A 14,902-nucleotide genomic window follows, 5' to 3' on the forward strand; every position below is an offset into this window, starting at 1 on the left:
TGAACTGAGGAGGTCTGAAAAACCTATGTGCGAAAAAAGATATTTTAAAAGGTGAGATAAAATTCAGCTTCTGTTTTGTGCGAACCAAAGCATTGCACTTTAGAACCAAGTTACATTCAGGCATCAACAAATTTAAAGCGGACACCTCCTTAAAAATCTTGGGCTTATCTTCTTCTGAACTTTCACTTACTTTTTTCAATTGTTTCTTTAAATGGCACTTACCATTGCAAGAACTTTGTGGTTTATCCTTATTTATACAGAGAACCCGAGCTATATAATCACGGTGTATATTAAAATCCACCATAATACAAAGCCTACTGATGCTTGGCATCAAAAAAACAATGACTATTAGTATGGATATAACTTGTTTCAATGATCGGGTATCTTTATAACTTTTGCAGTAATTTAATGAATTAATGATGAAGATTTCGCATAAACAACCAACAAATACAAACATTTGTTCATAATCAATAGATAATAGCTGCAAGAAAACCACTGTTTTTTTAATTGGTCAGATTAAAGTGTACTTACATTTCTATTCTTTACATAAAGTGCCGCCTGATCATGAACAATAAACGCCGGAGGATCGTAGTGATAAGGTATGGTAAAAGAAAAAACAGAACCTTTATCAACTTCGCTTTCCACTTCAATTTTACCGCCTAATAAACCCACATATGCTTTAGTAATGGCTAAACCGATGCCAGCACCTTGATGTGCCATTATATTGGTTATATCTGCCTGTACAAAATGCTTAAAAATTTCCCTTTGCTTTTCTTTGGGTATTCCTATTCCAGAATCGGCCACTAAGAATCGAAAACAATCTGATTCCTGCACATATTCAGAAGTAATATGAACATAACCTGTGTTGGTATATTTTATGGCATTCTTTACAAGATTAGCCAGCACCGCATAGAGCTTTTCCTTATCCGTGTGCATTGTATTTTTACTTTCAGGAATATGGTTTACCAATTTCATCTCCAGTCCCTTAAGCTCTGCCTCTGGTTTAAAGAAAGTATAAATAAAATTCAGATTCGCATTGATATCCGTCTCCCCTAGCTGAATTTTCATCAACCCCGCCTCAATCTTAGAAATGTCAATAATATCGTTGATAATATTCAGCATACGCCGCCCACTATTCTCTATTAGTTCAATATATTCTCGCCTTAAATCACTACTAAGCTGCTGTTCTTTAAGAATTTCAAGAAAACCCAATATACCATTCATAGGCGTTCTTATTTCGTGACTCATATTGGCTAAGAATGCTGATTTGAGTTGATCGGATCTTATGGCGCGCTGCCTTTGTTTATAAAACTCAACCTTCACCACATACAATAAGAAAATTAATAGGAGGGCATAAAAAAACAGGTTGAGAAATATATCGGTACTGCGGGTGTGATGATCTGAGTAATTCAATATATCTGCAGTAGCGTGATAGTCTATGTAATATAATAATAGAAGGTTAATAAAATAGCCAACCAAAATAACCACCAAAGCCTTACCTTCCCAAACCCATAACACCAAAGCTCCAAACATCAAAATGTAAAACAAAACAGGACCATTGGATAAAAACTTAGCATACCATGTAAGATCCAGCATCACTAGACCAAATACAGTTAAAACCAATTTGGGTATAAAGACTGTGTTCTTAAAATGTACCAGATAATACATCCCAGACATAACAATAGAACTCCCCCCTGCCAGAATAACAGGCTGCATCGAAAATCCCATCAACAAATGAAATACACACAAAATCACCAAAAAAATGGCAGATACAAAACAGGTAATTGATACAAAATATTTCTCCGAACTAATTGAATCAGTATCTCCAAATAATTCAATAGCCAAGGACTGCAGTTTCGACATTATCTTCTCTAATATTTATTTTGCTAAATATTTGCCAAATATATTTTAAAACTCTGACACTATTGAATTATTTATATGAATCCATCCGGCTTTTTTATGATCGTTTATTATAAGGCTACTAAAATCCTTCACCTTCAAACACAGGAACCCCATCGGCCTTCAATAATATATTATCCACCGAACCACTTCCATGAAACTCTATGGAAGTTCCCAGTATTTGTCCGATCGATTTTTCATAGGAGACTTCAAGCACCGTATCCCTATTCATCACCAACTTTACATTTTTTTCCTGGTTCAAAATATGAATATCTTGCCATTTGCTTCTATCCAGCGTAAGATAGGTTAAGTCGTATTGAAAACCTGTTTTCATCACTTCTCCCACTTCATAATTAGCATAGGAACTACATCCTTCACTTACCAGTTTAAACTGTATTTTACCTTGATCTCCTTCAATGGTAATAATGGATGAATAACATCTAATTGCAGGCCAAAAAATACTATTTTTTAATGTGACTTGATAGAAAAACCGATCTCCGCTTATATGGGTTTGTTTATAATTTGACAGGTGTACCGACACAATCTGTGTAGTATCAATACCTAAAGATGAAATGGTACGTGGGGCAACATGAAAATATCCTTGTTGCAAAGCTTTTTCCAAAGGAATAGGATAATAGCGCATTTTTGTTTCTGCATCATAGGTTCCTGCATAATAATATGCAAATGCCTGCCAGTTATCGGTAGCCACCAATATTTTTTTTGATTCAGCCAATATTTCCCCATCACATTGCAAGGTTGCCACAAATTGACCCGGATAAGCATAAAAATGCGATAAAATAGTTTGATGATTCACGAGCTGTTTTTGTGAATCATCACCAAAATCAACAAATACGGGATCTTGTATTTGGGATATATCCAATTGAAAATAAGCCGTTTTAGGACAAGTTCCTTCAGTTTTAATAAGTTCTATTCTTCCTTCTACCGCTCCCTTATAATTTTGTGTTTCCTCATTCCACAGATAAACAACCATGCCCAGCACTGTCACAAGGACTGCAAATATGGCAAAGCGAACAAGTGTATGGGGCTTTCTGATTGAAACTTCATCAGAGTTATAACCCGAAAAATCAGCCAACGCCTTCATGGTACTCTCCTGTGGCGAATAATTTTTGTCTGTCTTTACTTTTCCAAATATCCTTTTTAAGGTAGCCACACTGATCAAGACTTTCGTTTCTTGATGGACAATAAAACTAAGGTCTTCAAAATCTCTATTTTTCCAAGTATCTCGCTTTCCGCGATTAAACTTTTTCTCTACCTGTTTTATTATTTTATGGATGACACGTTTGTTCATTATTATATTTTACAAAAACAACCAATCATATAGAACATTGATTGTCTATTACTTAACTTATTCACCCCTTTGTATCGGGAAAGAATAAGCGAATATGAAAAAATTTCTGATCTTATTAATAGCTTTAAGCTAGAAATCCGTATTTAAAACAAAAAAAAAAATTTAGACATCATGAAATCATATCTACTAATCTTACTTTCTTTAACACTTTTCACATCCTGCATTCGTCAAAAAGAAGCAAAAATTCCCGACACGCCCTTTCCCTATACCGTCACACAAGAAACGGGAGATAGAGAGATGAGTGTAGCCATGAAACGTAGCTTTAAAAACTACAGTGCCATTCACCCCAGAAACAACGAGTTGTATTCTCAGTTTAAATATACACCTCTAAAGGGACTGGACTACCACAATCACGATGGAACCATCACCCGACGCGACCCCTCAAAAATCATTTTTGAAAACGGCCAATATTACGTCTGGTACACTAAACGAGACACGCCTGTGATTCCTGTCGGCGCAAAGAATGCAGAAAAAGCAAATGACACCATCCCTTCCACAGATTGGGATCTATCGGAAATATGGTACGCTACCAGTAAAGATGGATTCACATGGAAAGAGCAAGGTGTAGCAGTACCACGACCTCCTAAACCCATTGTGGGCTGGCGCTCTGTTACCACCACCGACATATTAAAGTTTAAAGGAAAATATTACCTATACTATCAAGGCTTCATGGAAGCCAGTGGTCTAAAAGGAGATTATTGTCCTGTAGCTGTGTCTTATGCTGATTCGCCAGACGGCCCTTGGACACCAACCAACGAAATAGTGATTCCCAATGGTCCGGAGGGTGCCTGGGATCAATATGCCATTCATGACCCTTACCCCTTGGTACACAACGGAAAAATATACTTATATTACAAATCAGCATTCAACCGCCCTGGGAATGTATGGGTAGCTGGTGGATTAGCGATTGCTGATCATCCACTAGGTCCATTCAAGAAACATCCTCTAAATCCTGTATTAAATTCAGGTCATGAAGTTACTTTGTTTCCATTTAAAGAAGGTGTAGCTGCCATCGTTGCAAAAGACGGGAATGAACACTTTACGATACAATATGCCAAGGACTGGGTAAATTTTGAGATTGCATCTATTACCGAGATGGTTCCCATTGCCACAGGCCCCTTTGTGCCCGATGCATTTACCAATACATCTGATGGACGCGGAATTACTTGGGGGCTTTGCCATTTTGTAAATGCTGGACAATATGGTGTGAACCAGCACTCTATTTTAGCTCGTTTCGATTGCGACCTAAGCCTTGATGTTGATGACCCAACCATGAAAGCAACAGGTATCTGGCAAGCACCGAATATTTACTTTCAGCAAGGATTAAATAACCTACAACGAGAACGTATCGAAAATCAAAACAAACTCCTACAAAAGTAAACGCATAAAATGCCAAGTGAAAAACCTGATTTTCCTCTAAGTGCAGCAGCTGAGCGAATGTTTGAATCCCCAGCCCCACGTGCTCAGGACAATGAGCTTTATACGCAGTTTAAATATACGCGATTAAAAGGCCTCGATTACAATAATGGTGATGGTACAGTCTCTCGACGTGACCCTTCTCGTCCTATTTGGGTGGGTGATAGATACTATTTATATTTCCAAGCGTTTAACGAACCAAGTGGTACCAAGGGTGATTGGTGCCCTATTTCAATGGCCTATGCCGATTCACCCGATGGTCCTTGGACACGAGTAGGTAAAATGATGGTTCCCTTTGGTAAAAAAGGAGAGTGGGATGAGGATCAGACCCAAGATCCTCATCCAATCATCTACAAAGGAAAAATATACTTATACTATAAAGCAGCCTATAACAAATGGCCCGACATACGTGATAAATACGCAGTAGCGCACGGCTTAGCCATCGCTGATAACCCAATGGGACCTTTTAAAAAACACCCCTTAAATCCTGTTCTAAATTCAGGACATGAAACAACCTATTTCCCTTTTAAAGAAGGCATTGCGGCTTTAGCCATTAAAGATGGCAACGAGGCAAACACCATACAGTATGCCAAAGATGGTGTTAATTTTAACATTGCAGCAACAGTTGAACTAACCCCTACAGCTGCAGGAGCTTTTACCCCTGATGCTTTTACAGGCACAGATTACGGCAGAGGTATCACATGGGGCATGTGCCACTTTATCAATGCTGCCACAACACGCGATAAACAACATTCTATCATCGCTCGTTTCGACTGCGATTTAAGTCTGGATTGCAACGAACCTTCACTTAAAAGTACAGGTGTTTGGCACAGACCTGAAGTTTATTTTAAGCAAGGCTTGGGTAAACTAAGGAAAAAGAGAGAAAAAACTCAAATTGAGAATAACTAAGAAAATAAATCAATAATAAAGTCAAAAAATGGGACAAATAGATATTATCGCCATCTTTGTTTTTACAGCACTCGTTTTTATCTGTGGGATGAGTTTCTCTCGTTCCGGGAAGAATATGAAATCATTTTTTGCTGCAGGAGGGGCCCTGCCATGGTGGATGAGTGGACTCTCTCTTTTTATGAGTTTCTTTTCTGCAGGAACATTTGTTGTTTGGGGCTCTATTGCCTATCAAAGCGGATGGGTGGCCATCGCCATACAATGGACCATGTGTATAGCTGGACTCATCATTGGTTTTGTAATTGCACCTAAATGGCAAAAGACCAAAGCTCTTACTGCGGCTGAGTATATAACCGATCGATTAGGTTATAAAACACAAAAGATTTACACCTACTTATTTTTGTTTATATCCATATTTTCCACAGGAGCATTTCTATATCCTGTGGCCAAAATTGTTGAGGTGTCTACAGGCATACCCATCTATGCAAGCATCGTTTTTCTGGGTGTGTTAATATTAATTTATACTGCCGTTGGAGGATTATGGGCCGTTATTGTAACCGATGTATTGCAATTTGTAGTGCTAACTGCTGCAGTGCTAATTGTTGTTCCCTTGTCGTTTGATGCCATCGGAGGAATAGATCATTTTATTGCGCAGGCCCCTGAACACTTTTTTACTTTTGTAAACGAAGAATATTCACCTTCGTTTTTGGTAGCATTTGGACTGTATAATCTGTTCTTTATTGCTGGCAATTGGGCCTACGTGCAACGATACACCAGTGTTGCCTCACCCAAAGATGCCAAGAAAGTGGGCTGGCTATTTGGAGGATTATATGCTATAAGTCCTTTGATTTGGATGTTACCTCCTATGATTTACCGCGTATTAAATCCAGATTTAACCGGATTGGCAGATGAAGGCGCCTACCTTTTAATGTGTAAAGAAGTCCTTCCGGTTGGAATGTTAGGATTAATGCTGGGTGGTATGGTCTTCGCCACTTCCAGTTCGGTTAATACTACCTTAAATATTTCTGCCGGAGTGCTGGCCAACGACGTATACAAACATTTTAAACCAGAGACCAGTGACAAACAATTGGTAATGGTCGGAAAGTGGTCAACGGTGGGACTTGGCATTCTAACCATCATCATAGCACTATTGGTACCTTATTTTGGCGGTATTGTAGAAGTGGTCATGAGTGTGGCGGCTTTAACAGGAGGCGCTATGTTCCTACCTCCTATTTGGTCGTTATTCTCTAAAAATCAAACAGGAAAATCAGCAATCACTGTTACTTTAATTTCATTGGCAACAAATTCTTTCTTTAAGTTTTTAGCTCCTGACTTATTGAATATTGAATTAGGTAGAGCCATGGAAATGACCTTGGGTGTTGGCTTACCTGTTCTTCTGATGGCCATCTATGAAATCATACTAATACAAAAACAAGCCAAACCTTTACAGTATCTCGAATACCAAAAAAGACTGGCTGCTAAAAGCACTGAGGAATTGGGTGCTGCCGAAGGGAACAAAAGGGGCGCCCGGGTAATAGGAATCGGTGTTGCCACCACTGGAACCATCATCCTACTTCTTTCCTTTCTGGCTAAAAATGAAACTACATTAGTAGGGAGCATGGGACTTATTGTTGGCATAATAGGTTCTGTGATTATTTATAAAAATAGAGAAAAAAAAGAAGCTTGATATTCCTTACAGAGTGGCTGCAAGAAAACTACTGTTTTTTTTGTCTTTGATAAGAAAATTTCAAAGACAAGACTTTCGATATTTCTGAAACCAAGTAGTTTACTGATTGTAGATGACTGTTTCAAAAATAAGAATAACGCAGAATTTGGAGTTTTCTTGCAAAGACTACATAGAATACTATAAAATATAAAACAATGATAGTAGAAAAATATACAACAGAAAAACGAAATAACAAACAGGTGCAGATACTGGCCGACTTTGTAGTGGTAGGTGGAGGTTTATCGGGGGTCTGTGCAGCCATAACTGCAGCACGAAAAGGAACAAAAACAGTACTGGTACAAGACAGACCAGTGCTTGGAGGAAATGCTTCATCCGAAATACGTTTATGGGCCTTGGGAGCAACATCACATATGGGCAACAACAACCGTTGGAGTCGCGAAGGTGGTGTGATTGATGAAATAATGGTAGAAAACCTTTATCGTAACAAAGAAGGAAATCCTGTTATTTTTGATACCGTTTTGTTAGAAAAAGTAAAAAACGAAGAGAACATCACCCTCCTTCTGAATACAGCTGTTTCAAGTATTGAAAAAGCGGATAGTAGAAAGATTAAAAGTGTATATGCTTTTAACAGTCAAAATTCTATTGATTATACAATTTCTGCCCCCTTATTTTGTGATGCTTCTGGTGATGGAATCGTTGCATTTCAGGCAGGAGCCAGTTTCCGTATAGGCGCAGAATCTAAAGATGAGTTCAATGAGTCCTTTGCTCCAGATGAAGCTTACGGCCAGTTGCTGGGACACTCTATGTTTTTTTATACCAAAGAGCTTGACCATCCGGTTAAATATGTGGCGCCATCATATGCTTTAAAAGATATCAGCCAGATACCTCGTCATAAGATCATCCGTAAAGACATGACAGGATGTAATTTCTGGTGGTTCGAATATGGTGGCCGCTTAGATACTATTCATGAAACTGAAGAAATAAAATGGGAGCTGTCAAAAGTGATTTTTGGCGTATGGGACTACATTAAAAACTCAGGAAAATTCGAAGATGTTGAAAACCTCACTTTAGAATGGGTCGGTAATGTTCCCGGTAAACGAGAAAGCCGCCGTTTCGAAGGTTTATATATGATGAAACAACAGGATGTAATCAAGCAGCATTGTTTTGATGATGCCGTAGCTTTTGGCGGATGGGCCCTGGATCTTCACCCGGCAGATGGAATCTATAGTACCCACTCCGGATGTACGCAATGGCACGCCAAAGGAGTGTATGATATTCCTTACCGTTGTTTCGTAAGCAAGGATATTGATAACCTGTTCCTTGCAGGAAGAATTATAAGCGCCTCTCATGTCGCTTTTGGATCTACCCGTGTGATGGTAACCTGCGGGTTTGGAGCTCAAGCTGTAGGAATGGCCGCTTCTATATGTACTGAGGAAAAAATGCTACCTGCTCATATACTTGAAAATGGAAACATCAAAAAACTCCAAAACGAACTGAATCTGGCAGGACAAAGTATTTTAAATACGCCCATCGCCTCATCTTGCAATTTAATCAACCAAGGCCATGTATCAGCTACTTCAAACCTAGTATTATCAGAAATACCTGCCAATGCGGGATGGCTCAAACTAGATGTATCAGCAGCTCAGTTGCTACCTCTAAGTGCTGACCAAAAATACTCCTTTAATATACATGTGAAGGCTGAGAAGGAAACAAAACTAGAAGTACAATTGCGTCGATCTGAATCATCGTCGAATTACACGCCGGAGATTATACTTGAATCAAAAAACATATCCTTAAAACAAGGAGAGCAAGTCATAGACTTTGGATTTGATGCTACCATCAAAGAAAATTCATATGCTTTTATCACATTTATGCACAACGAAAACGTCAGCATCCGCGAAAGCGAAAATTTATATAGTGGCGTGATGTCTGTATTCAATGGGGAAAACGAAAAAGTATCCAATAAGGGAAAACAAACACCACCCGAAGGAATTGGAGTAGACAGCTTTGAATTCTGGATTCCCAAACGCAGACCACAAGGTAAAAATATTGCCATGAAAATAACCCCTGCCATCAAGGCTTTTGAAGCCCAAAATATAGGAAATGGATATGTAAGACCATGGAAAATGGCCAATGCATGGGTGGCTGATTTGACCGATAAAAATCCTACACTGAAAATTCAATGGGATGAAGAAAAAGAAATTTCAGAGATTAGGCTGTTTTTCGATACTGACTATGATCACGCCATGGAAACAGTTCAATATGGACATCCTGAAGATGTAATTCCTTTTTGTGTTAGAAATTATACTATCCAAACTTTATCTGGGGATGTGATAAAAGAAGTAAAAGGAAATTATCAAACGATACATAAAATTAAATTAGAAAACCCTATAAGAACAAAGCAACTAAACATAGCAGTTGAACACCCATCAAATCATGTTCCTGCTTCAATTTTCGAAGTGGTTTGTAGATAACAAAATACGGAACAAGCCTCCATATCATGAAACACCTTATAAAAGATAATTAGAATATATGAAACGAACATGAATTTTAGCATTCTAAAATACACGCAGGAGAATGATTAAAATTCATCGAGAGTTCCATATGGCAATTGAAAGATAAATTTAAACATGAAACGAGCCATGAGAGTGACCTCTCACACAGGTGAATGATTATCACGGCGAGTTCCATATGACCATTAAGAAACAAATTATAAACATATGAAATACATCTATCTAATAATAATTGCATTCAGCATTCACATATACACAACAGCACAACAGCCTTCTATTTCGTTAAATGGAAGATGGAATTTTTTTGCATCTAACACCCAAACTGAATATGAAGTTCTGGCTAACTATCAAATCCATTGGGATCGCATTACAGTTCCAGGCAACTGGGATGTGATGGACAAATATGCCACATATGTAGGAAAAGGATATTACCAAAGAGAATTTGAAGTGCCTGTTTCTTGGAAAGGCAGGCAAGTGTATATTAAATTTGATGCTGTATATCAAACTTCAAAAGTTTGGGTTAATGGGAAACAATTGGGAGAACATATTGGAGGCTATACTCCTTTTGAGTATAACATCTCGGACATAGTAAATTATGACAAGCCTAATACAGTATTGGTGATGGCTGATAATTCATACAAAAGAGGAGCTTGGTGGGCATGGGGAGGAATTAGTCGTGATGTCTCCCTAAATGTTAGCAATGATGTTAGAATGATCTATCAGCATATTACGGCTATCCCAGATTTTGATGCAAACAGCGTAAAGTTTATCTTTAAATATAAACTTGAAAACAACTCCTGTAAAAACTACAAAGGACGTATTATCTCGAAAACTTCAGATAAGTCAGACCCCATCATTACAAAAATATCTTTGGATGGTCACCAGACCAAAACCGAAGAAGTGACTTTTGAAAATAAACTTTCGGATTATGAATTATGGGATTTCGATAACCCAAAGTTATATACCTTAAACAGCAAACTGGAAATAAAAGGAAAAGTATTTGGTTCTCTCTCCAATCAATTTGGCATTCGCAAACTGGAGGCTCGTGGAGAACAATTATTCCTCAACAACAAAGTAGTCAGAATGAACGGAATAAATCGTATTCACGACCACCCCCTCTATGGAAATACGGAACCCGATCAGTTAGTCAAACAGGATATGCTCGACATTAAGTCAATGGGCTGCAATTTTGCCAGATTAATGCATGCTCCTTTATCTAAAAATTTATTAAACCTATGTGACAGTATCGGTTTTCTAATCATCGAGGAGATTCCTGTTTGGGGTAATGATGATCCTCAATCATTTCCTGACAATCCCCTTACCGAAAAATGGCTAAAGGAAATGATTGAAAGAGACTATAACCACCCTTGCGTAGTTGGTTGGAGCGTGGGCAATGAGTTAAGAGATTCACTACCTAACTGGGGGAAAAAACTTTTAACATCTGCTCAGCACGATTATATTGTTTCTATGCTTGATTATATCGATATCCTAGACACTACACGTCTAAAAACCTACGTCAGTCTCACCTGCTATAGTGAAGGTGTAAACTACAGTAATGAACCCATTGATAAAGTAGACTTAATTTGCTTAAATTCATATGGTAACTCCCCCCAAGCAGTACGTACAACGCATGAAAATTTTCCAGGTAAACCTATCTTCTTATCTGAAGTAGGCCTGAATCAAATAGGACCAGCTCCTGATGCAATGCTTCAGGATAGGCTGATAAGGTATATGAATGAAATGAAAACATATCCTTATTTGGTTGGCATATCTTACTGGTGCTATAACGACTATCGGAGCAACTATAAGGGAACGCCGGAATCCGGCTTTCGTGAATGGGGAGTAGTGGATGAACAGCGAAAACCCAAGACTGCTTATCAGCAATTAAAAGAAATCTACAAAAATTGGAATCAATAATATGCTATTAATTAAAAAATGAAATATCTACAAATTACATGTGTAATACTAACCCTTTTTAGCTCTATTAACGCTCAAAATCGTTCCAATAAAGAGCAATTATCTTTAAACGGAAACTGGAAGTTTCATACCATCTATGGCGAGGGTTCTAATTACATGAATATTCAAGAAACAGCAAGTGATCTTGTGATAGACAACCAGGATCCTAATGTTGAGGTACAAGGTAAATGGCAGACCTCTCAAAAAGGAGCGCGCGACACCCAATTTTATGGTACCGACTATAGGCAGCACTATTTTTCATTAACTGACCTACAAAAAGGTGGTCACTCAGATAGTTCATATGTCCGTTTTTACCCACATTTCACAAAGTCTGGATACTACGAGGTTTTTACAAAATATCCATTTGCATCTCACCTCACAGCTCAATATAATATAAACCATGCAGGTGGCATCACCACCAAGTATGTAAGTCAAAGAGTATTCTGTGGAGAATGGAATAGCCTAGGTATATATGAATTTAACACTTCCCATAAAAACTATGTGGAGCTCACTGCCATTGTAAGTGGCACTGTTGCTGCTGATGCAGTCATGTTCAGAGAAATATCAAAAGAAAAATATATACGCGCAAAAGAAGAACCTAAACAAGTGTATCTAAGTAATTTTGATGACACTGATTGGCACCAGCTAACGGTACCAGGACATTGGGGAATGCTAAATGAATATTCAAACTATACCGGCATTGGTTGGTATCGAAAAACACTGGTTCTTCCAGCGTCCTGGACTAAAAATTCTGATGAAAGATATTATTTAAAGTTTGGCGGTGTTTATCATCTTTCCAGGGTCTATCTGAACGGTAAATTTATGGGAATAAATAGAGGTGGCTTTACTCCATTTGAATTTGATGTGACCGAAGCCCTCAACTTCGAAGGCAAGAATGTCATTGTTGTTCAAGCCGATAACAGTGCCATCGTAGGAGCTACTTGGAACTGGGGGGGAATCATCAGAGATGTAAGACTGACAAGGAACAAAGATATTAGAATTAACTATCAGTACATCCATGCAGAACCAAATCTAAAAAATGGTACCGCACTGATAAAATTAAAGGTAAAAGTAGAGAATAATTCTTCGCAAAAACGAAGAATACAAGTAAACGCTCAAATTCTCAACGAAAAAAGAATAGGAACCTTAAAGGGCAGCCTCGAAATAGATCCTCATACGTCAAATGACATTCACTTAGAAACAATGCTAAAATCAAAAGATGTGGAATTATGGCATTTTGACAACCCTAAACTTTACCAGGTAAAAACAAGTATTACAGAAGGGAAAACGATCTTAAATCAACGACAAGATTATTTTGGAATACGAAAAATAGAGCTAACAGATTCTCAAATGTTACTCAATGGAGAACCGGTTCGCTTGGCAGGATTTAACCGAGTAAGTGAACACCGTTTTTGGGGTTCTTCGGAACCATTAGAAGTGCTGGAAAAGGATGTGGACCTAATGAAAGAAGCGGGCGCTAATTTTATGAGAATTATGCACGGAACACAAAACGAAAAACTCATTGATTTATGCGATAAAAAAGGAATAATGATTTTTGAAGAAATCAATGTAAGAGATCTGGATAATGATGAATTTAGGGCCAACTACTATCCACTTGCTCAATTTGAAAAAGAAACAAACAGTAAGCTTGACAGCGAAAATGAGGAAATTTTAATGCTCGATGAACCCTATGTGAGACTTACCGATAAACATGGCATATCTGTAAAAGAAAAAAATTACTTTCTTGCTAAATATTGGCTAAAAGGAATGATTGAACGCGACATAAATCACCCCAGCATTATTGGTTGGAGCGTTGGTAACGAATTAAATAACCATTATGAATATGCTAAAGCAGCTATTGATTATGTAAAAAAAGATTTGGATCCCTATCGACTACTTACCTGTGTAAGTAATTCAGGACGGAAAAAAGAATATACTCCCCAAACCGATGCAAATACTCATGTAGATTTAATCATGCACAATATGTACCGTTGGCAAGGTGATCCGCAAGAGATATTAACCACCTTAAGAACTAAATGGCCCGACAAACCTATTTTTATATCTGAGTTTGGTTTCGACCCATTTCCCTCAACAGCCTTGGACGCTGATAAGGAAATTTTCTCGGAATGGATCAACCATTTCAGACATAAAAACGAATTTGTGATTGGAACATCCATGTGGACTTTCAATGATTACAGAAGCGGATATGCAGGTACAACAGCTGAAGAAAACAGGGTGTGGGGAGTAATTACCTCATGGAGACAAAAAAGAAGGCTATTTCCACGCATAAAAAAAGAACATGCACCGGTAAAGGATATCGAAATCTCAAATATTGACTTTGAGAAAAACACTGCCAATGTAAGAATCCCTGTAAGAAGCGTCAGCGATTACCCTAGTCATACCATGCGTAACTATAAATTAGTCTACCAATTTAAAAATAGTAAAGGTCAAACAATTTTCGATAACTATATTCTTCTGCCTGATATAAAACCAGCGGACAAAGAATGGCAAGGTACTATTTCATGGAAGGCATTACCCTCCGACCTATTGGAATTAAGGGTCAGCCTGGTAACACCCACAAACTATTCCCGTTTTGATAAAACAGTCTCTTTCCGACAAGCAATCACACCTGAAATATCAAATATCGTTGCGGGAAAAAATGCAGTGCGAATCCAATTCAATCATGTACCTAATGCTACTGAATATTTCGTTAAGTATACAGCTAATAATGAAGAAGAAAAAGAATCTTACAAAACAATTGATCGTTATATAGATATTAAAGGCCTTGAAGACACCAAGGAATATAGCTTCCAACTATATGCCACAAATGACAAAGGAATTAGTAAAGCATCTAAAACAGTTAAAGCTAGTACAACCACAAAGAGCTTACCTCCTATTATTTGGGATGCTTTTATAAGTAATCACAAATTGGTCATTGGATACTCCAGCGATTTTAACGATGGAATATACACCATAAAATATGGAAACGACGAAAAAAAACTGAATAAAATATTTACCTCAAACGTAAGAGGTATGCTATCGATAGATGTAGAAGCAGAAGAAAAAGTTTATTTTAAGATGAAGCGAATGACAAAGAATGGAGAAAGCAAATGGTCGGAGATAGTGGAAGTCCATTAATAACTATTTTACATTTGT

The 14,902-nt window shown here is 37.8% G+C and carries 8 protein-coding genes; 6 read left to right on the forward strand and 2 right to left on the reverse strand.

Features of this window, described 5'->3' with window-relative positions:
- Positions 1–516 precede the first annotated feature (516 nt).
- Together CYTFE_RS28580 and CYTFE_RS0108430 are read right to left on the reverse strand one after the other, a co-directional pair.
- Positions 517–1,863 (reverse strand): sensor histidine kinase, encoded by a 1,347-nt coding sequence (locus tag CYTFE_RS28580; RefSeq protein WP_052343090.1) that lies wholly within the window; start codon positions 1,861–1,863, stop codon positions 517–519.
- Positions 1,864–1,981: 118 nt separating this feature from the next.
- Positions 1,982–3,208 (reverse strand): hypothetical protein, encoded by a 1,227-nt coding sequence (locus CYTFE_RS0108430; RefSeq protein WP_027471449.1) that lies wholly within the window; start codon positions 3,206–3,208, stop codon positions 1,982–1,984.
- A 171-nt stretch (positions 3,209–3,379) separates the two neighbouring features.
- On the opposite strand from CYTFE_RS0108430, the gene CYTFE_RS0108435 reads away from it, so the two are divergent.
- The 6 genes from CYTFE_RS0108435 (at position 3,380) to CYTFE_RS0108460 (ending at position 14,884) form a co-directional block, all read left to right on the forward strand.
- Complete coding sequence (locus tag CYTFE_RS0108435) at positions 3,380–4,648, forward strand: glycoside hydrolase family 117 protein (RefSeq protein WP_027471450.1); 1,269 nt, start codon at positions 3,380–3,382, stop codon at positions 4,646–4,648.
- Between the two features lie 9 nt (positions 4,649–4,657).
- Entirely contained in the window at positions 4,658–5,593 is a 936-nt protein-coding gene (locus CYTFE_RS25670; RefSeq protein ID WP_200871427.1) for a glycoside hydrolase family protein, read from the forward strand.
- A 28-nt stretch (positions 5,594–5,621) separates the two neighbouring features.
- The gene (locus CYTFE_RS0108445) at positions 5,622–7,277 is read left to right on the forward strand and encodes a sodium:solute symporter family protein (protein WP_027471451.1); all 1,656 of its coding nucleotides are present in this window, start codon (positions 5,622–5,624) and stop codon (positions 7,275–7,277) included.
- A gap of 194 nt (positions 7,278–7,471) precedes the next feature.
- Entirely contained in the window at positions 7,472–9,751 is a 2,280-nt protein-coding gene (locus CYTFE_RS0108450; RefSeq protein ID WP_027471452.1) for an FAD-dependent oxidoreductase, read from the forward strand.
- A 246-nt stretch (positions 9,752–9,997) separates the two neighbouring features.
- A complete protein-coding gene (locus CYTFE_RS0108455; RefSeq protein ID WP_027471453.1) occupies positions 9,998–11,707 on the forward strand; it encodes a glycoside hydrolase family 2 protein in 1,710 nt (569 codons plus the stop codon).
- An 18-nt stretch (positions 11,708–11,725) separates the two neighbouring features.
- Entirely contained in the window at positions 11,726–14,884 is a 3,159-nt protein-coding gene (locus CYTFE_RS0108460) for a glycoside hydrolase family 2 (protein WP_027471454.1), read from the forward strand.
- The last annotated feature ends 18 nt before the right edge of the window (positions 14,885–14,902 follow it).

Source organism: Saccharicrinis fermentans DSM 9555 = JCM 21142, assembly GCF_000517085.1.
GTDB classification, from domain to species: domain Bacteria; phylum Bacteroidota; class Bacteroidia; order Bacteroidales; family Marinilabiliaceae; genus Saccharicrinis; species Saccharicrinis fermentans.

Excerpts from the sequence above, each read along its gene's own strand:
- CYTFE_RS28580 (WP_052343090.1), bottom strand. The coding sequence starts at position 1,863 with ATGTCGAAACTGCAGTCCTTGGCTATTGAATTATTTGGAGATACTGAT.
- CYTFE_RS0108430 (WP_027471449.1), bottom strand. The coding sequence starts at position 3,208 with ATGAACAAACGTGTCATCCATAAAATAATAAAACAGGTAGAGAAAAAG.
- CYTFE_RS0108435 (WP_027471450.1), top strand. The coding sequence starts at position 3,380 with ATGAAATCATATCTACTAATCTTACTTTCTTTAACACTTTTCACATCC.
- CYTFE_RS25670 (WP_200871427.1), top strand. The coding sequence starts at position 4,658 with ATGCCAAGTGAAAAACCTGATTTTCCTCTAAGTGCAGCAGCTGAGCGA.
- CYTFE_RS0108445 (WP_027471451.1), top strand. The coding sequence starts at position 5,622 with ATGGGACAAATAGATATTATCGCCATCTTTGTTTTTACAGCACTCGTT.
- CYTFE_RS0108450 (WP_027471452.1), top strand. The coding sequence starts at position 7,472 with ATGATAGTAGAAAAATATACAACAGAAAAACGAAATAACAAACAGGTG.
- CYTFE_RS0108455 (WP_027471453.1), top strand. The coding sequence starts at position 9,998 with ATGAAATACATCTATCTAATAATAATTGCATTCAGCATTCACATATAC.
- CYTFE_RS0108460 (WP_027471454.1), top strand. The coding sequence starts at position 11,726 with ATGAAATATCTACAAATTACATGTGTAATACTAACCCTTTTTAGCTCT.